Source organism: Pseudomonas sp. SZ40 (assembly GCF_052958135.1).
On record NZ_JBQWIF010000001.1, the window covers coordinates 259,927 to 285,019 of the forward strand.

Genomic DNA, 25,093 nt, shown 5'->3' on the forward strand with positions numbered 1-25,093 from the left:
ACGCCGTGCTAGACGAACGGCTTGTGCACCGATTTATCCACTTTCACGAACACTGCTGCCAGCAGCAACAGCACCGTGGCCACGGCCAGCACCGCGACGAAGGCGGTATCGAACGCCGAGCGCGCCAGGCTGGTCAGGGCGGCTGCCGCTTCCGGTGGCAGACGCTCGGCGATCAGCAGCGCTTCATCCAGGCTGTCGCGGGCCTGGGCTGGCACGGATAGCTCGGCAGGCACCACCAGCACGATGGTGTAGATCACCGACAGGATGCTGCCCAGCAAGGTAACCCCGATGGCGCCCCCCAGTTCGAACGAGACCTCCTCCAGCGAGGCGGCCATGCCTGCCTGGTCGGCTGGCGCGCTGTGCATGATGGTGCTCGAGGCCGCCGTCATCGCTGCGCCGACTCCGAAACCCAGCACTGCCAGGCTGGCGATCTGTGCGGCGCTTGGTGCGTTGTGCAGCAGCAGATAGGCGAACATGCCCAGTGCCGAAGCCAGCAGTGCCCAGAGCATCACCCGTGGCCCACCAAAGCGCGGCAGGTAGTGCCCGACCAGTGGCCCGGCGAAGAACGAAGCCAGAGGCAGGGGCAAGATGAACAGGGCTGCCTGCAGTGGCGAAAGCCCCAGCACCAGTTGCAGGCGCTGGCTGAACACCAGCTCCATGCCGATCAGTGCAGCGGCCACCGTCAGCGCCGCCACCACTGCGGCGCTGAAGCCCGGATTGCGGAAGATGACGAAGTCGAGCATGGGCTGAGCGATGCGCCGCTGGCGCCAGATGAAGATGGCCATGAACAGTGCGCCGATCAGGAATGCGATCAGTGCTGCCTGCAGGGAGGGTTCACGTTTACCCAGTTCCTTGATCGCGTAGGCGATACCGATCAGGCCAGCCATCACCTGCAGCGAACCGATCAGGTCCCAGCGCCGTTCGGCATTGCCGGGCCGTGAGGGGATCAGAATCACCGCCAGCACCAGCGCCACCAGCACGATGGGCACGTTGATCAGGAACACCGAGCCCCACCAGAAATACTCCAGCAGTATCCCGCCGACCACCGGGCCGAAGGCCGCACCGCCGGAAGCGACGGACGCCCAGATGCCGATGGCCATGGCCCGTTCGCGTTCGTCGGTGAAGGTCAGGCGCACGATGGACAGCGTGGCTGGCATCATCATCGCCGCACCCACCGCCAGCGCCGCCCGGGCGCCGATCAGGAAACCGGCCGAAGGCGAGAAGGCCGCGGCCAGGGAGGCCAGGCCGAACACGCACAGCCCCGCGACGAACAGGCGCTTGTGGCCCAGGCGGTCACCCAGGGTGCCAGCCCCGAGCAACAGCCCGGCCGCCACCAGTGAGTAGGCGTTGATGATCCACAGCTTTTCCGACGCGGTGGCCTGCAGGTCGTGGGTCAGGGTTGGCAGCGCGGTATACAACACCGTCATGTCGATGACGATCAGCAGCAGGGCGCTGGAAATGATCGCCAGAATCAGCCAGCGTTTCGGGGATTGCATGATTCACCTGTGTAAGGGCACGTCCGCCTGGGTCGGAACATTGTCGCCGCGGATAATGAACATTAAAATACGATCGTATTTTAACAGGAGATAACCCGCATGAGCAGGCCAGTGGTGATCGACCGCAACCGCATCCTCGACAGTGCCGAAACGCTGGTGCGCAGTGGTGGTATCGCGCGCCTCACCATCGGTGCAGTGGCCCAGGCGGCGGGCATCTCCAAGGGGGCCGTGCAGGGCGCCTTCGGCACCAAGGCCCAGCTTATCGACGCGATCTACCAGCGTTGGAGCGATGAGTACGACACGCAAGTGATCGAGCTGACCGGTGAGCGACCCACCGCCAGCCAGGCGCTGCGCGCTCATCTCGATCTCACCCGGCGTACCGACGAGGCCGAAGCCGACCGCGCCGCGGGCCTGATGAGCGCCTTGCTCGGCAGCAATCAGCGCCAGGGCAGCGACGCCTGGTACCGCCAGCGCCTCGACCTGATCGACACCTCAACCCCTCAAGGTCGCAGAGCACGTCTGGCCTTCCTGGCGGCCGAAGGCGCCTTCATGCTGCGCTGCTTCGGTTTTTTGCAGATGCCCGATAGCGAGTGGCAAGCCATCTTCGAGGATGTGAGTACGCAGTTGCTGGAGGGCGACGACGAGCAGAAGCGCTGAGCGATCAGACCAATCAGGCCGCGATATCGGCGATCACCGTCAGACCGATCGCCGGCAAGCCGGCTCCTACAATGGCGATCGCCACGCTACGACCCACTCCGTAGGAGCCCGCTTGCGGGCGATATTCATAGGCCCCAGGCTGGGGGGCATTATTGCGAGCGTTCAATGTTCGAGCGCTTGCTGGCCGCCGCTGTACGACCCGTAGGAGCCCGCTTGCGGGCGATTCCTCTCAGGCCACCGCAGCGAACAGGGAGTGTGCCCGATCACCTGGCCGCAGCGGCCGGAATACGCTGCAGCACGTCATCGTAGGGCACCAGATCGAGGAATGCGGTGACTTCTACGGCCTTGCCGTTCTGCATGTGGAAGATCCATGCATAGCTGTTCTCATAGGCCTTGCCGTCGCTGGCAACGCCGGCGCCATCCCAGTTGATGATCACGTGATCGCCATCTGCCCAGACCTGTTTGCTGGTGGGCCTGACTGGCGTGGACAGTCGCGATACGAAGGGGCGAACGGCGCGTTCGACGAAATGCTCGCGCCCCTGGAAGACGCCAGCACTGGGGCCGGAACCCTTGATCGTCCACGTCACGTCGGGCGTCAGTACGTCGCTGAAAAAGGTCGTACCGCCCGCTGCCCAGCGGTCGAACGCCTCGCAGACGATCTGCTTGTTGCGTGTTTCGACGTCGTTTTCCACGCTCGCAGAGACAGCGCTCGAGCATAAAACGAGGCTGATCAGTAGACCGGAGGCCAGCATGGCAGGGCGGATGGGGGGCAGGGTCGTTGAGTGCATGGTGAGAGCTCCTCTGTCTCATCGTCGTCGTTGGGATGAGCCGATTGGTTCCATCCCGGTCGCAACGAGTCTGTCGCCATGACGACGTCTGCCCGTAGCCGCATCGTCCTGCTTCCTTGTACGATCGTCCGAGTTGATAGGGGCTGTTGACGTTTCACGCCGCAACCCGGCTCGTGCTGGAACGTCCACAGCCCCCAGCGTGCGTACACGCGGATTATGCAAGGAGGAGGCATGAGCCCTCTTGAAACGCTGATCGACATCATCAGTCGCCATATGCCGTGCGACGGCATGCAGCGCACGCCGATTCCGGGTGTCAGCCTGGTTCGTTCGGGCACACCGACGGTACCGATGCCCGTGGTCTATGAGCCGACCCTGTGCCTTATCGTGCAGGGGCGCAAACGCGTAATGCTGGGCACCACGGCTTATGTGTACGACGCTGCCAACTACCTGGTCGCGTCCGTGCACCTGCCGGTGTTCGGCGCGGTGATCGAGGCCAGTGAGCAGGTTCCCTATCTGTGTCTGGTGCTCGATCTGGACATGGCCGCCTTGAGCGATCTGGCGCTGCGCTACCCGTCTGCGGACAGCATCGAAGGCGTTCCCGCCGCGGGCATCGCACTCAACGATACCAGCCCCGAACTGCTGGATGCGGCGGCTCGGCTGGCCAGTCTGCTGGATAAACCGGGTGACATAGACGCGCTGACCCCGCTGGTGACGCGCGAGATGCTGTACCGGCTGCTGACCGGTAGTGGCAACGGCGTGATTCGACAAATGGCCCAGGCCGACAGTCGCCTGAACCAGATCGCCAAGGCCATCGTCTGGTTACGCAGCCATTACAGCTAGCCCTGCCGAATCGAAGAAATTGCCGATATCGCTGGCATGAGTCGCTCGACTTTCCATGCCCACTTCAAGGCTGTCACCGCGATGAGCCCGCTGGAGTTCCGTAGCCAGCTGCGGTTGCAGGAGGCACGCCGCTTGATGGTCGCCGAAGCGGTCGACGCGGCTGGCGCCGGATTCCGCGTGGGCTATGAAAGCCCGTCGCAGTTCAGCCGCCATTACGCCCGCATGTTCGGCCTGCCGCCAGCCAAGGATGCTGTTCGCTTGCGCCGGGCGGCGGAACTGCCCGCAGATTGATCGACGGCAGCCAGCCACCTGAGGCGTTCATAGGAGCCCGCTTGCGGGCGATTTTCTCGAACTGCCGATGCGGCGCGTAGCCCGCGGTCGAGCGCAGCAACTGCGAGAAGGCGATCTGGCTATCGGTTCGCGCTACCAAGGCCAGGGTGCTGCCAATCCAGGCACTCATTGGTGGCGGATTCTGCGTTGAATATCGCCACCGATCTTTCAAAATATTTCGGTCGGGAAATGGAGGTGAACTAACTTTCCGGCAGCGCGATCCTTTCCTATGCGCAGTCAGCGCGAGCCTGACGGGCCGGTGCATTCGTACCGAGCCTCGATCCAGTTTCGCTGAACGATAAGGAGCCGCCGTGACCGTTACCACCCACCCCGTCTATCGACGCACGCCAAGCCCGCTACACGCGATACTGCTTGCCGGAGCCGTACCCCTGTTTCTCGGCGCCTTGCTGAGCGACATCGCCTACTACAAGACCTTCCAGATCCAGTGGAGCAACTTCGCCGCCTGGCTTATCGCCGGTGGGTTGTTGTTCTCCGGTTTGGCGTTGCTGTTCGCGCTGGCCAATCTGATCCGCGCCGACCGCAAGGCCGGGCGCCCGGTCATGTACTTCCTGCTGTTGCTGATCACCTGGGTGCTCGGGCTGGTCAATGCCTTCGAGCACGCCAAGGACGCGTGGGCCATCATGCCGGCGAGTCTGGTGCTGTCGGTGATAGTGACCCTGTTGATCAGCATTACGGCGTGGATCGGTCTTAGCGGCCTGCGTTCGGGAGGTGCCGAATGAGAACTGCATGTTCACTGACTGTCCTGAGCATGGCGCTGTTGCTGAGTGCATGCGGCGGCGAAGCCGATAGCGCCATGGATCGTGGCCCGGATCCCAAACTGCCTGAACCACAACGTGGTCTGTTGCCGAGCATGAAGATCGCCGAACCGGCGGAGTGGGGCGATCAGAAACCGACCGTACCCGAGGGCTTCAGCGTCACGGCGATCGCCACCGACCTGCGCATTCCGCGGCAGACTCTGGTCCTGCCCAATGGCGATATCCTCGTCGCCGAAGGCCGCGGCGGCAACGCCGCGAAGCTCAAGCCCAAGGACGTGATCGCCGGTTACATCAAGGCTCAGGGCAACACTAAGGTCAAAGGTGGCAATCGCCTGACCCTGTTGCGTGACGCCGATGGCGACGGCACCTACGAGGTGCAGACGGTATTCGCCGAAAACCTCAATGCGCCTTACGGCCTGGCCTTCTTCGAGGGCAAGTTGTACGTCGCCAATCAGGACGCGCTGGTCAGTTTCGATTATGAAGATGGCCAGACCAAGGCGGGCGGCCCACCGACCAAGGTCACCGACCTGCCATCCGAGATCAATCACCACTGGACCAAGGCACTGACCATCAGCCCGGACGGGCGCTATCTGTACGTGGGCATCGGCTCCAACAGCAATATCGGCGAGCGCGGCATGGAAGTCGAAGCCGACCGCGCGCTGGTCTGGCAGGTCGACGCCGAGACGGGCGCTCACAAGCCTTATGCCACCGGCTTGCGCAACCCCACGGCACTGACCATTCAACCTGAAACCGGCCAGCTCTGGGCGGTGGTCAACGAGCGCGATGAACTGGGCCCCGACCTGGTGCCGGATTACCTGACCTCGGTGCGTGAAGGCGAGTTCTACGGCTGGCCTTATAGCTACTGGGGCCAGAACGCCGACACGCGGGTGAAACCGGACAAGCCGGAGAAAGTCGCCGCGGCGATCAAGCCGGACTACAGCCTGGGTTCCCACGTTGCCGCGCTGGGTGTCGACTTCTCCATTGCGGAGATGGGCGAGCAGTTCGCCAACGGCGTTTTCGTCGGTGAGCACGGCAGCTGGAACCGCGACAACCCGGTGGGCTACAAGGTGATCTTCGTGCCGTTCAATGACGGGCGTCCGGCGGGGGAGCCAATCGACTTCGCCACGGGCTTCCGCACCGACGAGGGCAAGACCCGCGGCCGGCCGGTGGGTGTCACCGTCGACCCGAAAGGCGCACTGATCATCGCCGACGACCTGGCCAATACCATCTGGCGCGTGACGCGTAATCAGTAAGTCGTGAACCCCGGGGCGGGCAAGCCGTCCCGGGGTGTTCCCATGCACGCGGTTCGCGACCCAGACACTTCGTGTTGAACGGTGGATTGCCCGCCGCAGAGCATGCCTTGCTGGGCAAGGCCTGCGTCGAGTCGCTTTCCGCTCTGTCTTCATCCCTCGCGCTGCACTTGCAGACACCCCGAAAAGTGGCCGTCAACGCATGGCTCGTGCGGCTGTCCATTCCTTTCAGAATTGTAATTTCCCCATCACCTTGCCGTTAGCTCCCGGGCGGAAGATAGCGTTTGGCCAACGTTTCACGAACTACAAAAGTGCCACCTATCTATAAGAAAACTGCCTTAACGTCTGGAGCAACCATGAAGAAAAAAGCCGCACTGTCGCTTGCCGTCATGTCAGCGATCGTTGGAAGCAATTGTGCAATTGCGGATGAGCGGAAGGAGGGGTTCATCGAAGGCAGTAGTTTGAGCATCCTCAACCGTAATTTCTATTTCAACCGTGATCACCGCAACGGCGATACCGCGCCGGGTGGTGCCGGTTATTCCGAGGCTTGGGCACACGGCATCATTGGCAAGTTCGAGTCCGGGTTCACCGAGGGCACCGTGGGTTTTGGCGTCGATGCCTTCGCCATGCTCGGCATCAAGCTCGACACCGGCGGCGGCCGCAATGGTGGGCGCAGCTCGTTCGATGTTCTGCCGGTGGATCGTGCAGGAGAGGCCCGCGACGACTACAGCAAGGTCGGTGGCGCACTGAAGGCGCGGGCATTCGACACCACGGTGAACGTCGGCGATGTATTTCCCGCCACACCCGTCGTTCATTACGGTGATTCGCGACTGTTACCCGAGTCTTTCCGCGGCGTCACCTTCGTCAATAACAGCCTGGATGGACTGACCCTGCAGGGTGGTCGTCTGCACTCGATGAGCCAGCCGGTGTCGAGCAACATGCGTGACAACTTCGTGACCTTTTACGCTGGCGGCGTGGATTCGCCGTGGGTCGGCTACTTCGGTGGTGATTACAGCCTCAATGAAAACGTCAGCTTCAGCGCTTACAGCAGTCGGCTCAAAGACGCCTGGGATCAGTACTACGTGGGCACGTCGCTGCGCTATCCGATCAGCGATGACGTGGCACTGATCGGTGGCTTCAATTACTACAAGGCGGTGGACGAAGGCTCCCGGCAACTGGGTCAATTCAACAACAGCATCTGGAGCGGCAAGCTTGGCGTGCAGTTCGGTGCTCACACACTGGCGCTGACGCACCAGCGCAACAACGGTGACGACGACTTCGATTACCTGCGCCAGTCCGACTCCATCTACCTCGACAACTCGATCCAGTACAGCGACTTCAACTCGCCCAAGGAAAAGTCCTGGATGCTCCGTTACGACCTCAGCATGGCGCCCTACGGCGTGCCAGGTCTGTCGTTCATGGCGCGTTACGGCAAGGGTACGGACGCCGACTACACCAATGCCAACAGCGTCTACATGCGCCGGGATGCAGATGGCAATCCGTTGACCGACCAGAAACGATGGGAGAGGGACTTCGAAGCCAAATACATCGTGCAGACCGGATCACTCAAGGATATGAGCGTGCGTATTCGTCAGGCCAATACACGGGCGACCCAGTTCGAGTCGGATCTTGATGAAGTTCGCTTGATCGTCGAATACCCACTTAGCGTTCTCTGACGGCGAACTCTGCAACTAACGGGACATGATGGTTGGTGACAGGATTGTAATGTGCCTACCACGCTCTCGTTATCTTCGGTGGATATAGTCATTGCATGTCTCTTACCGCGTTCGGAACGTTTCGAACGCTTACCCCATTCACCTTTGAAGCATTCGTGCTCCTTTGGAAGAGGTGAATCCTGGCGCCCCTGGTGGGCGCCTTTTTTATGCGTGGTCGGTAACGCTGGAGCGCCACTTTCCTGTTCAGGGCCCAGCGAATCGCAGGCAATAAAAAGCCGCCTGGGGAGGCGGCTTCGCTATGCGGCACGGCTGAGTCATCGCTGGTTGACGCATTGTCCTTGCATCGTATAACGCACGGAATGCAGCGTTCCTTGGGAGTCTTCGTAACTCATGATCTTCTTGAAGTTGCCGCAGGTGCTGATGTCCTTGGTCGTGTGCACCAGCTTGGCCACGTCGATTTTCATGCCATAGGCATAGTCACGAATCAGCGGGGCGGGCTTGCCCGTGCTCGCCGCATATTCCTGCATGGTCACGGTACTTTCGTTCTGGTACTTCTCGTTGAGTTTCTCGACGGACACTTTGGCCTGAGCGAAAGATGCACCGCCCAGTAGTACAAAGGCAACCAGATACTTGCTGACGTTCATAACTGCACTCCTCTTTAAATGTGCAGTCATTATCGGTTGTCGATACTATCGCCAGCGTGGCGTCACCATTACATTGTTGACAGAAATCCTCCCGGTGAAACGTAGGCGATGAACAGGACGTTCTAGTGCGCAAAGGTCAGCCGGAAGAGCGTCGTTCCTCCAACGGTGGAATCCACACTGACACTGCCGTGGTGCAGGCTCATGATCGAGCGCACGATGGACAGCCCCAGCCCGGTACCGCCATCTGCACGGCAGCGGCTGGCATCGACGCGATAGAAACGTTCGAAGATATGCGGCAGGTGCTGCTGCGCGATACCGCTGCCGGGGTTGCGGATGGACAGTATCGTCGAGCCTTCCCGCTCTTCGATGCTCAGGTCGATGCTATTGCCTGTCGGTGTGTGCCTGATCGCGTTGGACAGCAGGTTGGAAATGGCGCGCTGGATCATCAGGCGGTCACCGCGCACCTCGCCGGCGCCTTCGATGGCCAGGGTTATGTGCTTTTCTTCTGCTGCCATCTGGAACAGATCGACAACCCGGCTCACTTCATCGCCCAGGCTGATCGCTTCGAATTTCACCAGCGCAGCCGGGTGGCTGACGTGGGCGATGAACAGCATGTCGGAAACGATGCGAGTGACTCTTTCGAGCTCTTCGATACTGCTTTCGAGAACCGCCTTGTACTCTTCCTGAGTTCGTTGCCTGGACAGCGACACCTGGGCCTTGCCCATCAGGTTCGAGATGGGCGAGCGCAGTTCGTGCGCGAGGTCGTCGGAGAACTGCGAGAGCTGTTGAACGCCACCATCGAGGCGATGAAGCATGAAATTGATGCCTTCGGCCAATTCGCCCAGCTCTTTGGGAAGACGTTCCACCGGTATGCGGTGGGTCAGGTCCTGCGTGGATACCAGTGAGGCTATCTTGCCAAAGCGCTTCAGCGGTTTGAGCCCACGCTGCACCACCCACCACGCACCGGCCCCGATGAACAGAAGCACGAACGGCAGTGCCGCCAGGGTCGACTTGAAGTAGGCGCTGAGCAGGTCTTCGTCGCTGGTTCGGTCCATGGCGAGGCGGACGATGATCTTTTCGCCATCGACAAGGCGCATCGCCGTCGTGGCGATGAGGATGTTGTGGTCGCGGCTATCGGTGCTTTTTTCGTAGCTGATCGTGCCCAGTGCGATGTCACTGGCAGGCGAGGCGGCGGGCAGATCGTTGATGCTGAGCAGCTCGCGTACCTGGGCGCCCGATTCATAGATGGTCAGGCGCAGGTTGTCGTGGCCGAGCACCAGGTCGAGCAGTTCGTGTGGCTGGTCCTTCAGGTCGCGTGTGGTCAGCTTGTCTTCGGCGAGCCTGTGCTCCATCTGGCTGAGCTTGCCGCGCAGGCTCTCGGTCGCCAGTGAAGACAGCTCGTGGGTCAGTGCGAAGTAGGCCAGTATGGTCAGCAGTACCACCAGCGCGGCCCCCATGAACACCACCGAGAGGCCGAGGCGCATGGACAGGCTGGCGGGCTTCAAGGGCGTTCCTCGAGTACGTAGCCAACGCCTCTGAGGGTGTGGATCAGCTTGTGCTCGAACGGGTCGTCGATCTTGGCGCGCAGGCGTCGAATGGAGACTTCGACCACGTTGGTGTCGCAGTCGAAGTTCATGTCCCACACCAGTGAGATGATTTGCGTACGTGAGAGCACTTCACCCGAGCGGCGCATCAGCAGGTGAAGTAATGCGAACTCCTTGGTCGTCAGGTCGATTCGCTGAGCACCACGGAACGCCCGGTGCCGGCCCGGGTCCAGCTCGAGATCGGCCACCTTCAAGACGTCTGGTACCGGCGCGTGCTCCGTGCGCCGCAGCAGTGACCTGACCCTGGCCAGCAGCTCGGGAAACTCGAACGGCTTCACCAGATAGTCGTCCGCGCCAAGGTCCAGCCCTTTGATCTTGTCGGCCAGCCTGCCGCGGGCCGTGAGCATGATGACCCGTGTGCTGGTGCTGCGCCTGATGTTCTCGAGCACTCCCCAGCCGTCCATTTCCGGCAGGTTCACATCGAGTATTACCAGATCATAGATATGTTGTTTGACCAGATGTAATCCATCGATACCTGTTGCAGCTCTATCTACCACATAACCGCTTTCGCTGAGGCCCTGATGGAGATATTCGGCAGTTTTTGGCTCATCCTCGATAATTAGGATTCGCATAGTGAGTTACCTGAAGAGATTGATTCGGTGATTGTTCTGGACGTTATTCTTGGGGGACGAAATCCTGTGACGAATCAAGAAAGTCTAAACCCTGTAGTCACTTCAGGGTAAAGGCTCTTGGCCGCTATTTACGGGGGCTGTGGCAACCTGACGCAGCCCTCTGACGGCACCGACCCGTTCGTGAGTACGTTGGGTTCGCGAGGGACCGAGCGACCTGTGCGCTTGCCGGCAGGATTAGTTGGCGAGGCGATCTTAATGCAAAAGTTTTTGCCGAAAGAGTGGATTACATATTTGTAATGCTGCGGTCACCTTGGCGATAAGTGCGCCTAATTAGATTTAGCCCCAATCACTACTTCGAATAATCATCGGTCGTTTGGCTGCCCGATTGCGGCACCGATACCGTATTGATTGAGGGCTTAACAATTGTTTGCCAATCCAGGTTTGTTTGGATGCCCACGAGGCATGACGCTGGTGCTCGCTGCGACGGCTTTTCTATGGGTGGGGCAGGCCAATGCCCGTGCAGCGGCTCTGACGCTGCCTGAAGCGCTGCGGCTTTCCCAGCAGAACAACCCCACGCTGGCGGCTGCCGGGTGGGAGCTGGATATCAGCGAGGCCGAGCGCAGGCAGGCAGGCTTGCTGCCCAACCCACAGTTGTCGTGGGAGGTTGAAGACACCCGCAGCGATACGCGGACCACCACCGTGCAACTGACTCAGCCCATCGAGCTGGGTGGCAAGCGCGGCGCACGTGTCGAGCTCGCCGAGCGTGGCATGGATGTCGCGGCCCTCACGGTGGAGCAAAGCCGCAATGCACTGAGGGCGGACGTCATCCAGGCTTTTTACGGCGCGCTGCAGGCCGGTATGCGTGTCGAACTGGCCAATGAGTCCCGTGAAGTCGCGCAACGCGCGCTCGGCATTGCGCAGGGCAGGGTCAAGGCTGGCAAGGTTTCACCGATAGAGCTGACGCGCGCCCGGGTGCAACTTGCCGAGCTGCAGTTGGAGTCCAGCCGAGCCACCCGTGATCAGGGCATCGCCAAGGCTCGTCTGCGCCTCGTTCTGGGCGAGGAGCAGGTTGCCGACACGCTTCGGTTGCAAGGTGATGCGACCCGTATCCCGGAGCTGCCACCGGTTGCCCGTTTGCTGTCGGCACTTGCCAGCAGTGCCGAGTTGCGTTCTGCGAAGCTTGCCATCGAACAACAGGAGGCTTCTTTCGCGCTGGAAAGAACGCAGCGCATCCCTGATCTGGATGTCAGCCTTGGCAGCCAGTACAGCGCCGCGGACCGCGAGCGTGTGAACCTGGTTGGGCTGTCCATACCCCTGCCGCTCTTCAATCGCAATCAGGGAAATATCCTGGCGGCGGCGCGTCGTGCGGATCAGAGCCGTGATCAGCGCAATGCCACCGAGCTGCGGCTGCGCAACGAAGTCGCGACTTCAGCTGACCAGTGGCTGATGGCCAAAGAGGAAATCCGTTCCTTCGAATCGATGATTCTGCCCTCGGCCCAGAGCGCCGTCGAAAGCACTGCCCGTGGTTTCGAGATGGGCAAGTTCGGCTTCCTCGATGTGCTCGACGCGCAGCGCACCTTGATCCAGTCCCGTGCGCAATACATCCAGGCGTTGTCTGCGGCCACCGAGTCGTGGGTGCAGCTCGAACGCATCCTTGGTGACGTCACCGCTGTCGAGTGAGCCTCGGCACTCATCACCCAGGTTTCCATTTTCAGAGTCGCCATGGGCCGCCTACCGCTTTGCTAGGTGCCTGGCTTATCCATTCGGGAGTATTCATGAGTAAGAAATTGGCCTTGGCGATCAGCCTCGCCCTCGGGATTGGCGTGGCCGCTGGCGGCGCCTGGTACCTGAATGAACCCGCGGCCGACCACGCGAGCGAGGAGGCCGCCAGTCACGCCGAAGAGGGGCATGCGGACAGCGAGAGCGGGCATGGTGATGAGGCCGTCGGGCCCAACGGTGGTGAAATTCACACCCGGGGTGCCTTCAGCCTGGAGTTGGTGGCTCCCGAGAGCGAGGACGGTTCGAAGCCGATTTCCATTTACCTGTCGAAAGATGGCAAGCCCATTGCGCCGTCAACCGATACCTCCGTCACCCTTGAAGCGAAGCGTGCCTCGGGCGAGCGCGTCACCCTCGTATTCGCGCCGCAGGAGGCAGCGTTCGTCAGCCGCGTCGGCATCGCTGAACCGCATTTCTTCGACGCGCAAATCATCGTGCGAAGTGCGGGGCAATCCCTCGAATTCGCCTCTTCGAAAACCGAGGGGCTGCTCGAGCTGACTGAGCAGCAGATTCGCGTTGCCGGTATCCAGAGCGAGAAATCGCAACCGCGGGTCATCGACTCCACCGCTCGGCTGCCCGGGGAGATTCGCTTCGACGAGGATCGTACCGCCCATGTGGTACCCCGCATTGCCGGCGTGGTTGAAAGCGTACCCGTCAATCTGGGCGACATGGTCCGCAAGGGCCAGACACTGGCGGTAATCGCCAGCCAGCAGATTTCCGATCAGCGCAGCGAGCTCGCCGCAGCACAGCGCCGCAGCGAGTTGGCCAGAACCACCCTCGACCGCGAGAAGCAGCTATGGAAGGACGGCATCTCCGCCGAGCAGGACTATCTGCAGGCACGTCAGCTTTCGCAGGAGGCGGATATCGCGCTCGGCAATGCCAGGCAGAAGATGAACGCGCTGGGTGGGCAGGGAGCGTTATCCCAGGGTAATCGCTACGAGCTGCGTGCACCGTTCGACGGCACCGTCGTGGAGAAGCATTTCGTGCTGGGCGAGGTGGTCGATGCATCGAGCAACGCCTTCACGCTCACCGATCTGAATCATGTGTGGGCCACGTTCAACGTCGCGCCAAAGGACCTGGCGGCCATTCAGGTCGGCAAGCAGGTTCAGGTGCTGTCACCTGAGCTGCAGACCCAAGTTCAGGGCAGTATTTCCTATATCGGCAGCCTGCTGGGCGAGCAGACGCGCACCGCGACCGCCCGTGCGGTTCTGACCAACCCCGATGGCGCCTGGCGGCCTGGCTTGCCCGTCGCCATCGAGGTGGCGACCGCATCCCGTGAGGTTGCCGTCACCATTCCTGCAGCTGCCGTGCAGCGTATCGATGAGCAGCCTCAGGTGTTCGTCAGGGTCGACAACGGATTCGTCGCTCAGCCGGTAAGGCTGGGCGTGGCCAGCGATGGTTTCGTAGAAGTCACGCAGGGTTTGAGTGCCGGCGTCGAGGTTGCCGCGCAAGGCAGCTTCATCCTCAAGTCCGAGCTTGGCAAAGGCTCCGCAGACCACGCCCACTGACGGCTACCAGCGAGAAATCTCATGTTCGAGCGTATCATCCAGTTCGCTATCGAGCAGCGCTTCGTCGTGCTGCTTTTCGTACTCGCAATGGCAGGTATCGGGATCGCCAGCTATCAGAAGCTGCCGATCGATGCCGTCCCCGATATCACCAACGTCCAGGTGCAGATCAACACCGCTGCAGCAGGCTTTTCGCCACAGGAAACCGAACAGCGTGTGACCTTTCCCATCGAAACCGCGATGGCAGGTCTGCCGCAACTGATACAGACACGTTCTCTGTCGCGCTCCGGGTTTTCCCAGGTCACGGTGATTTTCGAAGACGGTACGGATCTGTACTTCGCCAGGCAACTGGTCAACGAACGCCTGCAGATGGCCCGCGCGCAACTTCCCGTCAACGCGGAAACGGCCATGGGGCCGATTTCCACAGGGCTGGGGGAGATCTTTCTGTGGACCGTCGAAGCCCGGCCCGGCGCCACCAAGGAGGACGGTAGCGCCTACACCGCCACCGATCTGCGCGTCATCCAGGACTGGATCATCAAGCCGCAGTTGCGCAACGTGCCCGGCGTTGCGGAGATCAACACCATCGGCGGTTTTGCCAAGGAGTTTCAGGTCGCCCCGGATCCCAGGCGACTGGCTGCCTACCGGCTGACCCTGAGCGACCTGATCACTGCGCTCGAACGCAACAATGCCAACGTGGGCGCGGGTTTCATCGAGCGTAACGGCGAACAGCTGGTGGTTCGCGCACCGGGGCAGGTATCGGACGAGAAAGACATCGCCAACATCATCGTTTCGAACGCCGGTGGCACGCCGATTCGCGTCAGTGATGTGGCGCAGGTGCAGATCGGCCGTGAGCTGCGCACCGGCGCGGCAACCGAGAACGGCCGTGAAGTGGTCCTCGGCACCGTGTTCATGCTGATCGGCGAGAACAGTCGCAGCGTGTCTCAGGCCGTATCGGCCAAGCTGGTGGAGATCAACCGCTCGCTGCCGAAAGGGGTGGTGGCCGTCGCCGTGTATGACCGAACCAACCTGGTCGACAAGGCCATCGCCACCGTCAAGAAGAACCTCATCGAAGGGGCGATTCTGGTCATCGCGGTGCTGTTCCTCTTCCTGGGCAATATCCGTGCGGCGATCATCACCGCGATGGTGATTCCGCTGTCGATGCTGTTCACCTTCACCGGGATGTTCGCCAACAACGTCAGCGCCAACCTCATGAGCCTGGGGGCGCTGGACTTCGGCATCATCGTCGATGGTGCGGTGGTGATCGTGGAAAACTCGATCCGCCGGCTGGCCCATGCCCAGCAGCACCACGGCCGCATGCTGACCCGCGCCGAGCGATTCCGCGAGGTGTTCGCGGCGTCCAGAGAGGCCAGGCGTCCGCTGATCTTCGGTCAGTTGATCATCATGGTCGTTTACCTGCCGATCTTTGCCCTCACCGGGGTCGAGGGCAAGATGTTCCACCCCATGGCGTTCACGGTGGTGATTGCGCTGCTGGGGGCGATGATCCTTTCCGTGACCTTCGTGCCCGCCGCCATTGCCCTGTTCATCACCGGCAAGGTGAAGGAAGAGGAAGGCATGGTCATGCGCTCGGCCCGCCGCGCCTACCAGCCGGTTCTGGCGTGGGTGATGAGCCATCGTACCCCGGTGTTCGCAGCCGCTCTGGTGGTGGTCGCGCTGTCCGCTCTGGTCGCCACGCGCATGGGCAGCGAGTTCGTGCCCAGCCTGAGCGAGGGCGACTTCGCACTGCAGGCGCTGCGGGTACCCGGAACCAGCCTGACGCAATCCGTGGAAATGCAGCGCCGCCTGGAAACCGCGCTGATGGAAAACATGCCGGAGATCGAGCGCGTGTTCGCCCGAACCGGCACCGCGGAAATCGCCGCCGACCCGATGCCGCCGAATATTTCCGACGCTTACGTGATGCTCAAGCCTAAAGAACAGTGGCCGGATCCGGACAAGTCACGCGAAGCCCTCATCGCCGATCTGCAGCGTGTCAGTGCCACGGTGGCCGGGAGCAACTACGAGCTGTCGCAACCGATTCAACTGCGCTTCAACGAGCTCATTTCCGGCGTGAGGAGCGACGTGGCGGTCAAGGTGTTCGGTGACGACATGGACGTGCTCAACAAGACGGCTGGCGAAATCTCCGAGGTGCTGGAATCGATCAGCGGTGCTTCCGAGGTCAAGGTCGAGCAGACGTCCGGCTTGCCGATGCTGACCATCAACGTCGACCGCGAAAAGGTCGCGCGCTACGGCCTGAACATCGGCGACGTGCAGGACACCATCGCCTTCGCGGTAGGTGGGCAGCAGGCCGGTACCGTGTTCGAGGGCGACCGGCGCTTCGCTATCGTGGTGCGTCTTGCGGATCAACTGCGTACCGATGTGGAGGGCCTGTCACGTCTGCCCATCCCCATTGCGCCGCGCCCTGGCAGTGCCGCGGATCAGATCGAGTTCATTACCCTGGCGGATGTCGCCAGCCTCGATCTGGTGCTTGGGCCCAATCAGGTCAGTCGTGAAAACGGCAAGCGCCTGGTCGTGGTCAGTGCCAACGTCCGTGGTCGCGATCTGGGCTCGTTCGTGGAGGAAGCCGGGCAACGTATCGAGCAAGGGGTGCAGATACCCACGGGCTACTGGACGACCTGGGGCGGTCAGTTCGAGCAGCTGCAATCAGCGGCCAAGCGGCTGCAAATCGTGGTGCCGGTGGCGTTGCTACTGGTCTTGACCTTGCTGTTCATGATGTTCAACAACCTCAGGGATGGCCTGGTGGTATTCACCGGCATTCCCTTCGCGCTGACGGGCGGCGTGCTGGCGCTGTGGTTACGGGATATTCCCCTGTCGATCTCTGCCGGCGTGGGGTTCATCGCATTGTCCGGCGTGGCCGTTCTCAACGGCCTGGTGATGATCGCCTTCATCCGTAGCCTGCGCGAAGAGGGGCGGCCGTTATCCGCGGCGATCACCGAGGGTGCCCTGACACGCCTGCGACCCGTGCTGATGACCGCCCTGGTCGCCTCGCTGGGGTTCGTGCCCATGGCATTGGCCACCGGTACGGGGGCTGAAGTTCAACGGCCATTGGCGACCGTGGTGATCGGCGGAATTCTTTCCTCCACCGCACTGACCCTGCTGGTGCTGCCTGCGCTCTACCAGTGGCTGCACCGCCGAGACGAGGACGAGCAGGTCGTAGCGCAGAGCGCCCGGTAACCCCTGCTGGCGGCACAGGGCTGGAGCTGTGGAGAGGGCCCTGAACCGCCCTCGTGGCTTTCCCGCCGGACGCACGCGAAGGGAGACTTACGGCGCACGTCGATTTACTGTGGCGGCGTCAGACAGCGCAGCGGCAGGGGAGTAGAGCCATGGGCACGGATACGAACGGTCGAGACTGGGTGCTGCGCAGCCACGTGCCGGGGCGGGTGGAGCGCATCTAGGCCTATTTCAGCGGCCATGGGTACGACCCGCATCGCCACGACGCCTACGCCATTGGCCGCACGCTGTCTGGCGTGCAGAGTTTTCGTTATCGGCGGGCCATGCGCCATAGCCTTCCTGGCGGCACGTTGGTCTTGCATCCGGACGAGCTGCACGACGGCATGGCGGGCACCGCGGACGGTTTTCGCTACCGCATGCTCTATATCGAGCCGCTGCTGATCCAGCAGGTGCTGGGCGGCAAGCCGCTGCCCTTCATCGCTGGCGGGCTTAGCGATGACCCGCGCCTGCGCCGGGCCACCGAGTCGTTCATGCAGGCGATGGATCATCCTCTCGAATCGCTGGAGGAAGACGATGCCATCCATGACCTCGCTCGCGCACTGGATGCGGTCGCCGGCACGAGTCGAGGGCGGCGCACCGTCGACTATCGCGCTGCGCAGCGGGCGAGGGAGTACATCCATAGCCGTAATGGCGCGAGCATCACCCTGGACGAGCTGGAGCATGTCAGCGGGCGCGAGCGCTGGAGTCTTTCCCGGGATTTTCGCGCGCTGTTCGGCACCAGCCCCTACCGTTACGTGACGATGCGGCGGCTGGATCGTTGCCGTGAGCTGGCATTGGCGGGTATCGGCCTGGCCGACGCGGCGCTGATCGCCGGCTTTTTCGACCAGAGCCACATGACGCGTCATTTCGTCAGAAGCTTTGGCCTGTCCCCGGCTCGCTGGCTGAGCATGGTGAGGTTGCAGGATCGTACAAGATAGCGCTCCGGCGCCTCGCTAGAGTGGTGAAAACCAACCGAGGAGCCGCCCATGTCCAGCCAGAATCCGTCGTCGAAACGCCCCGTCAACCTGGAGCAGAAATTGGCCCTGATCCAGGATCAGTGGTCACCCAGAGTGGTCGCGGAAATGAACGACTACCAGTTCAAGGTCGTGCGCCTGCAGGGCGATTTCATCTGGCATGCCCATGCCGAAACGGACGAAGCCTTTTTCGTCCTCGATGGGCAGTTGCGACTCGATTTCCGTGATGGCCAGGTAACGCTTGGCAGCGGCGAGCTGTACGTGGTGCCCAAGGGTGTGGAGCACAAGCCTTACGCCGAGCATGAGGTGAAGCTGATGCTTATCGAGCCGCGGGGTGTGCTGAATACCGGAGAGCAGGGCGGAGAACGTACGGCGATGAACGATCTGTGGATCTGACGGTTGGGCCGGCGTTCATTGCGAACGCCGGCCTTTGATCACTGCGTCAGGTGCCGCTCTTTACCTTGGTCCAGATTCGCGTGCGGATGCGGTCGATGTTCAGCGGCATGGCTTCCAGGGCGTAGAGCTTTTCCATGACGTCATCGGGCGGGTAGACGGTGCTGTCGGCCTTGAGCGCCGGGTCGACCAGCGCGTCGGCCTTGCTGTTGCCGTTGGCGTAGTGCACGTAGTCACTGATGCCGGCGATCACCTTGGGCTCCAGCAGATAGTTCATGAAGGCGTAGGCGGCCTTTTCGTTGGGCGCGTCCTTGGGGATGGCGACCATGTCGAACCACATCGGCGCACCTTCCTTGGGAATCACGTAGGCGATGTCGACGCCATTGCCGGCCTCCTTGGCGCGGGCGCTGGCCTGCATGATGTCGCCGGAGAAACCCACCGCCATGCAGACGTCGCCATTGGCCAGCTCACCGACGTATTTGGAAGAGTGGAAGTAGGCGACGTTCTCTCGCATTTCCATCAGCAGCGCTTCGGCCTTCTTGTAGTCCTCGGCCTTCTGGCTGTGGTGCGGCAGGCCCAGGTAGTGCAGGGCGATGGGCAGCATTTCCGGGCCGTTGTCGAGAATCGCCACACCGCACTTGCTCAGCTTGGCCATCAGCTCGGGCTTGAAGATCAGGTCCCAGGAATCGAGCGGCACGTCGTCGCCGAGTACGGCCTTGACCTTCTCGACGTTGTAGCCGATGCCGGTGCTGCCCCACAGGTAGGGGAAGCCGTGCTGGTTGCCCGGGTCGTTGCCTTCCAGCGCCTTGAGCAGCGTCGGGTTGAGGTTCTGCCAATTGGGCAACTGTCTCTTGTCCAGCTGCTTGAGCGCGCCGCCCTGAATCTGCCGGGCCATGAAGTGGTTGGAGGGGAAGACCACGTCATAGCCGGAGCGGCCGGCCATCAGCTTGGCGTCGAGGGTTTCGTTGCTGTCGTAGACATCGTAGTGGGGCGTTACGCCACTGGCCTGCTGGAAGTCTTTCAGGGTGTCGGGGGCGATGTAGTCCGTCCAGTTGTAGATGCGTACGTCCTGCGCTGCCTGGCTGACCGAGGCGACGAGCATGAGCGGGATGAGCGATTTCAGCATGGGAGACCTCAACTGTTGTTGTCGATGTTTTGGAGGCAGCAGTCAGGACCTGTTCAAAGTCTGCTGCGCGTCGGCACTGCTGCGTTAAAAACAGGCTCAGAATGCTCATTTACAGCGCGTAAACTGCGCTTCTTCGCCTGTTTTTGCCTTGCATTGCTCTAGCTCGCGAAACTTTGAATAGATCCTCAGAAAATCAGTACATAGGTTTTACGCAGCGTTTCTTGTATGTCCCACACGCCAGTGGTGTTGGCCGGCAACATCAGCGCGTCGCCGGCCTTGATCTCGATGGGCTCGCCCACGTCGGGGATGAAGGTGCAGCGCCCGGCGATGAAGTGGCAGAACTCCTGTTGCTCGATCTGCCGACGCCAGCGGCCGGGCGTGCATTCCCAGATGCCGGTTTCCACGCCGTCGTCGCGCTCCACGCAGGTCACCGAAGTGACGGCGGCGGGCTCGCTGAGTGGTACCGCGACCGGGTTGTGTTGGTCGAGTGCGACGCTGTCGGTATTACGAAAGTGGGTGATGGTCATGGCTTGCAACCTGAGTGGCAGATGAGGGTGTTCACTTCATGAAGCCTTCCATCAGGCTGGCCACGCGCTGCGCCATGTAGCGCTGCCACGGGCGGCTGGATGGGTCGGCCAGCAGTTTGTCCTCGCGCACGAAGCTGCGGATGATGGCGTTGTAGCCGAGCCAGCGGCAGGGCTCCGGCTCCCAGCGCGGCAAGTCCTGCACACGGGTGTCGTGGCGTACCCAGGGCTGACGGGTGAGCAGGCTGTCGTTGCCGAGGATCAGATCGGCCAGGGTGCGCCCGCCGAGGTTGCTGGCGCCTACGCCTTCGCCACCGTAACCGCCGGAAAGGGCGATGCCGTTGCCACGGTCGCAAAGCATGTGCGGATGGAAGCGCCTCGCCATGCCCAGGTTGCCGCCCCAGGCGTGGGTGATGCGTACGTTGCGCAGTTGCGGAAACAGTTCGCTGAACAGGTAGCGGCGCAGGCCACGCTCCTCGTCACTGAGGTTGAAGTCGCTGCGCAAGCGGCTGCCGAAGCGATAGCCGCCGCGCGCGCCGAAGATCAGCCGGTCATCCATGCTGCGTTGGCCATAGGTGACCTGGCGGCTGGTTTCGCAGAAGGCCTGGCCGCGTTCCAGGCCGATCTCCGCCCAGATCGAGGCGGGCAGTGGTTCGCTGGCGACGATCAGGCTCTGTACCGGGATCTGATGGCGGCCGAGCGGCGGCAGGTTGGCGGCGTAGCCTTCCACGGCAGGCACCACCCAGTCTGCGCGCACTTCGCCCGCTGCGCAGCGCACGCTGCCGGCCTGCCAGCTCAGGGCCGGCGTGCCTTCGTAAATGCTCACGCCCAGCGCTTCCACGCAGCGGGCCAGGCCGCGCACCAGCCGGGCCGGCTGAATGGTCGCGCAGTGTGGCGTGTAGAGTGCGCCATAGGCGCCGGGGATGCGCAGTTGCTGAGCGAGTTCTTCAGCGGGCAGCCAGCGGTAGTCGTCGTCGCCCAGGCCTTCTTCGCGATAGCCGCGCAGGTACTCGCGCAGACGCAGTTCCTGCTCCGGGTAACGGGCCGCGCAGTACAGCACGCCGCCCTTGCGGTAATCACAGTCGATGCCTTCGCGCTGCAGCACCTGGCCGACTTCATCGGGAATGCCATGCAGCAGGTCGTAGGATTCACGGCGGGCCTGCGGCGACAGGCCCGACAGCAGGCGATCCTCGCCAAGCAGGTTGCCCATCAGCCAGCCGCCGTTGCGACCGGATGCACCGAAGCCGGCGATCTTCGCCTCGAGGATGACGATGCGCAGCTCGGGAGCCTGGCGCTTGAGGTAGTAGGCCGTCCACAGCCCGGTGTAGCCCGCGCCGATGATGGCGACATCGGCCTGGACATCGCCTTGCAGCGATGGGCGCGGTGTCAGCGGCTCATCCAGTTGATCCATCCACAGGCTGATGTTGCGCCAGTCGTTCATGCACCGCTTCCACGAAGAATGTATGCAGCAAGACTAGAAGCCCGATCAGGCGTTGTCTTGCGCGCGTACCCGCGCGTAGAGGTCTTTCAGGTAGGCCTTGGGTGACAGGCCGGTGTGGCGGCGAAAGGTGCTGTAGAAGGCGGTCAGGGAATTGAAGCCGGCTTCGAAGGCCAGCTCGTCCATACGCCGCAGGTCATTGCCTGCCTGCAGGCGTTGCAGCAGGTGCTGCAGGCGCGCCCGGTTGACGTAGCGGTAGAAGCTCTGGCCGAGCACCTGGTTGAGCAGGTAGGAAATCTGGTTGCGGCTGTAGCCGGTGGCAGTGGCCACCTGTTGCAGGCTCAGGGCCGGGTCGAGAAAGGGTTGGCGGCGCTGGAAGTAGTCCTGCAGGTCCTGCGCCATGAAGCCCAGCTGGCGGGTCGACAGCCCCAGCTTGCTGATCGCCGCGCTGGTCTGGATCGGAGGGCGCGTGTCCTGACCTTCATGCACCAGCGAGGCGTATTCGTTGACCCGCCAGATCAGCCCGTCGCGCACGGTGATCGCTTCAGCGGTTCGAAACGACACCAGGCCCTCGCCGCCATGCAGCGTGGTGCGGTACTGGATGAACGCGGTATGGCCGTCGATGCGGATGCGGTCGGTGTGTTCCAGGGCTTCGTCCGGGTGGCGCGGCATGGTGCTGAGCACGTAGTCGCGCAGCTCGGCCAGGCCCATGCTGCGGTTGAGGAAGAAGTCGTTGTACTCGACCTCCGGGTGATAGAGCGCCATCACCGCATCCAGATCGCGGTACTTCCAGCTGTAGTGGTAGCGCAGCACGGTTTCGCGGGTGCGTTCGGTCTGGGCGGGGTCGTCGGGGATATCTGGCATGCCGGGTTCGTCCAGGTGGCAGAGGGCAGCTTGCCCGAGTCAGGGTGTGTCCTCAAGGGGCGGCCAAGATGAGCCGTACGAGATCAACGTGAGTAAAACTTGTTTTTAAAGTTAATCGATTGAGTTTGTTTCACTCGGTCGCGGCCTCGACAATGCACACCATCATTTATGCATTGGAGATATCGCCATGGCCCTGGCACACAGCCTCGGATTCCCCCGAATCGGACGTGACCGCGAACTGAAGAAAGCTCAAGAGGCCTTCTGGAAAGGCGAGCTGGACGAAGCCGGCCTGCGTGCAGTGGGCCGTGAGTTGCGTGCCCGGCACTGGCAGGTGCAGAAGGAGGCCGGTATCGAGCTGCTGCCGGTCGGCGACTTCGCCTGGTACGACCAGGTGCTGGCCCATTCCCTGACCTTCGGGGTGATCCCCGAGCGTTTCCGCCCTGCCAGCGGCAAGCCGACCCTGGACACCCTGTTCGCCATGGCCCGCGGCGTGAGCGGCGACAACTGCTGCGGCGGCGCCCATGCGCAAGAGATGACCAAGTGGTTCGATACCAACTACCACTACCTGGTGCCCGAGTTCACTGCTGACCAGCAGTTCGCCCTCAGCTGGGAGCAGCTGTTCGAGGAAGTGGATGAGGCCCGTGCCCTGGGCCATGAGGTCAAGCCGGTGGTGATCGGCCCGCTGACCTACCTATGGTTGGGCAAGCTCAAGGGCGAGGCTCAGGGTTTCGACAAGCTGGAGTTGCTCGAGCGCCTGCTGCCGCTCTACGGGCAGATATTCCGGCGCCTGGCCGAGCAGGGCGTGGAATGGGTGCAGATCGACGAGCCGATTCTGGTGCTCGACCTGCCTCAGGACTGGAAGAACGCGTTCGAACGCGCCTACAACATTCTGCAGCGCGAACCGCTGAAGAAGCTGGTCGCCACTTACTTCGGTGGTCTTGAAGAGAACCTCGGCCTGGCGGCCAATCTGCCGGTGGACGGCCTGCACATCGACCTGGTGCGCGCGCCACAGCAGTACCCGACCATCCTCGACCGTCTGCCAGCCTACAAGGTGTTGTCCCTTGGCGTGGTCAACGGCCGCAACGTGTGGCGCTGCGATTTGGAAAACGCTCTGGCGGTGATCGGCCATGCCCACAGCCGGCTCGGCGAACGCCTGTGGATCGCGCCGTCCTGCTCGTTGCTGCACAGTCCGGTTGACCTGCAGCGTGAAGATCAACTGGATGCCGAGCTGAAGGGCTGGCTGGCCTTCGCCACCCAGAAGTGCGCCGAGGTGGCGCTGCTGGCGCGTGCCGTCAATCAGCCGGACGCTCCCGAGGTGCGCACCGCGCTGGCCGAGAGCCGCGCCGTGCAGGCCAGCCGAGCGGCTTCACCACGTATCCACAAGCCTCAGGTGCAAGCGCGCCTGGCTGCCGTGACCACCCGCGATAGCCAGCGCGAGTCGCCGTTCGCCCAGCGTATCGTCAAGCAGCGGGCCGGCCTCGATCTGCCGCCGTTCCCGACCACCACCATCGGCTCGTTCCCGCAGACCTCGGCGATTCGCCTGGCGCGCCAGGCTTTCAAGCAGGGCAAGCTGTCGCTGGGTGATTACACCGACGCCATGCACAGCGAGATTCGCCATGCGGTTGAGATTCAGGAGCGCCTGGAGCTCGACGTGCTGGTGCATGGCGAGGCCGAGCGCAACGACATGGTCGAGTATTTCGCCGAGCAGTTGGACGGCTACCTGTTCACCCGTTTCGGCTGGGTACAGAGCTACGGTTCGCGCTGCGTGAAGCCGGCGGTGATCGTTGGCGACCTGAGCCGACCCCAGGCCATGACCGTGGAGTGGATTCGCTATGCGCAGAGCCTCACCGGCAAGGTGATGAAGGGCATGCTCACCGGTCCGGTGACCATGCTGATGTGGTCGTTCCCCCGTGAAGACGTCAGCCGCGAAGTGCAGGCCCGGCAGCTGGCCCTGGCGATTCGCGACGAAGTCGTCGACCTCGAGCGTGCCGGCATTCGTATCGTGCAGATCGACGAAGCGGCATTCCGCGAGGGGCTGCCGCTGCGCAAGGCCGACTGGCAACACTATCTGGACTGGGCTACCGAGTCCTTCCGGCTGTGCGCCAGTGGCGTACGTGACGAAACGCAGATCCACACCCACATGTGCTACAGCGAATTCAACGACGTGATCGAGTCCATCGCCGCCATGGATGCGGACGTGATCACCATCGAGACCTCACGCTCGGACATGGAACTGCTGCAGGCCTTCGAGGCTTTCGAGTACCCCAACGAGATCGGCCCGGGCGTCTACGACATCCACTCGCCGCGGGTGCCGGACACCGGCGAAATGGTCAAGCTGATGCGCAAGGCCGTGCGCCGTATCCCAGCCGAGCGCCTGTGGGTCAACCCGGATTGCGGCCTGAAGACCCGCGGCTGGCCAGAGACCGAAGCCGCGCTGGTCAACATGGTCGCCGCCGCCCGTCAGCTGCGCAAGGAGCTGGCCTGAGGCTCCGCCCGCAGCCTCTGGTGCAGCAGTTGTAGGAGCCGGGGGGACGCCTAGTCCCTTGCCGGCGAAAGCGGTGGAAGATTCGCCGATGGTGTCGGAGCGCAGATCGATTCGCTGGCAAGCCAGCTCCTACTGTTTTTCTGTCGGTAG

20 protein-coding genes and 1 pseudogene are annotated in these 25,093 nt (G+C 62.4%); 12 read left to right on the forward strand and 9 right to left on the reverse strand.

Annotated features, from left to right (window positions below; genetic code table 11):
* Window positions 1-8: 8 nt before the first annotated feature.
* Window positions 9-1,496, reverse strand: a complete 1,488-nt coding sequence (locus ACT9T4_RS01105) for an MFS transporter (RefSeq protein WP_042554553.1) — start codon at window positions 1,494-1,496, stop codon at window positions 9-11.
* A 99-nt stretch (window positions 1,497-1,595) separates the two neighbouring features.
* Here ACT9T4_RS01105 and ACT9T4_RS01110 point away from each other — a divergent pair, with 99 nt between their 5' ends.
* Window positions 1,596-2,153 carry a TetR/AcrR family transcriptional regulator gene (locus ACT9T4_RS01110; protein WP_042554552.1) on the forward strand — a complete coding sequence of 186 codons (558 nt, stop codon included), beginning with the start codon at window positions 1,596-1,598 and terminating at the stop codon, window positions 2,151-2,153.
* Window positions 2,154-2,416: 263 nt separating this feature from the next.
* Here ACT9T4_RS01110 and ACT9T4_RS01115 read toward each other — a convergent pair whose 3' ends face one another.
* Entirely contained in the window at window positions 2,417-2,941 is a 525-nt protein-coding gene (locus ACT9T4_RS01115; protein WP_179538837.1) for a nuclear transport factor 2 family protein, read from the reverse strand.
* A 231-nt stretch (window positions 2,942-3,172) separates the two neighbouring features.
* On the opposite strand from ACT9T4_RS01115, the gene ACT9T4_RS01120 reads away from it, so the two are divergent.
* From ACT9T4_RS01120 to ACT9T4_RS01140, 5 genes are all read left to right on the forward strand, one after another.
* Complete coding sequence (locus tag ACT9T4_RS01120; RefSeq protein WP_499115068.1) at window positions 3,173-3,781, forward strand: AraC family transcriptional regulator; 609 nt, start codon at window positions 3,173-3,175, stop codon at window positions 3,779-3,781.
* A gap of 9 nt (window positions 3,782-3,790) precedes the next feature.
* Window positions 3,791-4,072 carry a helix-turn-helix domain-containing protein gene (locus ACT9T4_RS01125; RefSeq protein WP_499115259.1) on the forward strand — a complete coding sequence of 94 codons (282 nt, stop codon included), beginning with the start codon at window positions 3,791-3,793 and terminating at the stop codon, window positions 4,070-4,072.
* A gap of 350 nt (window positions 4,073-4,422) precedes the next feature.
* Entirely contained in the window at window positions 4,423-4,851 is a 429-nt protein-coding gene (locus tag ACT9T4_RS01130) for a DUF2231 domain-containing protein (RefSeq protein WP_179538835.1), read from the forward strand.
* Window positions 4,848-6,140 carry a PQQ-dependent sugar dehydrogenase gene (locus tag ACT9T4_RS01135; RefSeq protein ID WP_042554548.1) on the forward strand — a complete coding sequence of 431 codons (1,293 nt, stop codon included), beginning with the start codon at window positions 4,848-4,850 and terminating at the stop codon, window positions 6,138-6,140. Before ACT9T4_RS01130 ends, ACT9T4_RS01135 begins: the two co-directional genes overlap by 4 nt.
* A 386-nt stretch (window positions 6,141-6,526) precedes the next feature.
* Window positions 6,527-7,813: an OprD family porin gene (locus ACT9T4_RS01140; RefSeq protein WP_499115261.1), complete on the forward strand. Its 1,287-nt coding sequence runs from the start codon at window positions 6,527-6,529 to the stop codon at window positions 7,811-7,813.
* 314 nt (window positions 7,814-8,127) lie between these two features.
* Here the strand turns inward: ACT9T4_RS01140 and ACT9T4_RS01145 are convergent, their stop codons facing one another.
* From ACT9T4_RS01145 to ACT9T4_RS01155, 3 genes are all read right to left on the reverse strand, one after another.
* On the reverse strand, window positions 8,128-8,457 hold the full coding sequence (locus ACT9T4_RS01145) for a DUF2790 domain-containing protein (protein WP_179538833.1): 330 nt from the start codon (window positions 8,455-8,457) through the stop codon (window positions 8,128-8,130).
* A 122-nt stretch (window positions 8,458-8,579) separates the two neighbouring features.
* On the reverse strand, window positions 8,580-9,962 hold the full coding sequence (locus ACT9T4_RS01150) for a heavy metal sensor histidine kinase (RefSeq protein ID WP_257026899.1): 1,383 nt from the start codon (window positions 9,960-9,962) through the stop codon (window positions 8,580-8,582).
* Window positions 9,959-10,633 (reverse strand): heavy metal response regulator transcription factor, encoded by a 675-nt coding sequence (locus ACT9T4_RS01155; protein ID WP_499115069.1) that lies wholly within the window; start codon window positions 10,631-10,633, stop codon window positions 9,959-9,961. Before ACT9T4_RS01155 ends, ACT9T4_RS01150 begins: the two co-directional genes overlap by 4 nt.
* A gap of 462 nt (window positions 10,634-11,095) precedes the next feature.
* Here ACT9T4_RS01155 and ACT9T4_RS01160 point away from each other — a divergent pair, with 462 nt between their 5' ends.
* From ACT9T4_RS01160 to ACT9T4_RS01180, 5 genes and pseudogenes are all read left to right on the forward strand, one after another.
* A complete protein-coding gene (locus tag ACT9T4_RS01160; RefSeq protein ID WP_499115070.1) occupies window positions 11,096-12,313 on the forward strand; it encodes a TolC family protein in 1,218 nt (405 codons plus the stop codon).
* Between the two features lie 95 nt (window positions 12,314-12,408).
* Window positions 12,409-13,917 (forward strand): efflux RND transporter periplasmic adaptor subunit, encoded by a 1,509-nt coding sequence (locus tag ACT9T4_RS01165; protein ID WP_499115071.1) that lies wholly within the window; start codon window positions 12,409-12,411, stop codon window positions 13,915-13,917.
* 21 nt (window positions 13,918-13,938) lie between these two features.
* Complete coding sequence (locus ACT9T4_RS01170; RefSeq protein ID WP_499115072.1) at window positions 13,939-17,103, forward strand: CusA/CzcA family heavy metal efflux RND transporter; 3,165 nt, start codon at window positions 13,939-13,941, stop codon at window positions 17,101-17,103.
* A 149-nt stretch (window positions 17,104-17,252) separates the two neighbouring features.
* A pseudogene (locus ACT9T4_RS01175) lies at window positions 17,253-18,077 on the forward strand (AraC family transcriptional regulator).
* 48 nt (window positions 18,078-18,125) lie between these two features.
* Window positions 18,126-18,509: a cupin domain-containing protein gene (locus ACT9T4_RS01180; protein WP_042554532.1), complete on the forward strand. Its 384-nt coding sequence runs from the start codon at window positions 18,126-18,128 to the stop codon at window positions 18,507-18,509.
* A gap of 46 nt (window positions 18,510-18,555) precedes the next feature.
* Here ACT9T4_RS01180 and ACT9T4_RS01185 read toward each other — a convergent pair whose 3' ends face one another.
* The 4 genes from ACT9T4_RS01185 to ACT9T4_RS01200 all read right to left on the reverse strand — a co-directional run bounded on the left by ACT9T4_RS01185 (window position 18,556) and on the right by ACT9T4_RS01200 (window position 22,458).
* Entirely contained in the window at window positions 18,556-19,632 is a 1,077-nt protein-coding gene (locus ACT9T4_RS01185) for a polyamine ABC transporter substrate-binding protein (RefSeq protein WP_499115073.1), read from the reverse strand.
* A 185-nt stretch (window positions 19,633-19,817) separates the two neighbouring features.
* The gene (locus ACT9T4_RS01190; RefSeq protein ID WP_499115074.1) at window positions 19,818-20,159 is read right to left on the reverse strand and encodes a cupin domain-containing protein; all 342 of its coding nucleotides are present in this window, start codon (window positions 20,157-20,159) and stop codon (window positions 19,818-19,820) included.
* A 31-nt stretch (window positions 20,160-20,190) separates the two neighbouring features.
* Window positions 20,191-21,597 (reverse strand): NAD(P)/FAD-dependent oxidoreductase, encoded by a 1,407-nt coding sequence (locus ACT9T4_RS01195; RefSeq protein WP_179538827.1) that lies wholly within the window; start codon window positions 21,595-21,597, stop codon window positions 20,191-20,193.
* 45 nt (window positions 21,598-21,642) lie between these two features.
* Window positions 21,643-22,458, reverse strand: a complete 816-nt coding sequence (locus tag ACT9T4_RS01200) for an AraC family transcriptional regulator (protein WP_499115076.1) — start codon at window positions 22,456-22,458, stop codon at window positions 21,643-21,645.
* A 187-nt stretch (window positions 22,459-22,645) separates the two neighbouring features.
* On the opposite strand from ACT9T4_RS01200, the gene metE reads away from it, so the two are divergent.
* Window positions 22,646-24,943 carry a 5-methyltetrahydropteroyltriglutamate--homocysteine S-methyltransferase gene (gene metE / locus ACT9T4_RS01205; protein ID WP_499115077.1) on the forward strand — a complete coding sequence of 766 codons (2,298 nt, stop codon included), beginning with the start codon at window positions 22,646-22,648 and terminating at the stop codon, window positions 24,941-24,943.
* The last annotated feature ends 150 nt before the right edge of the window (window positions 24,944-25,093 follow it).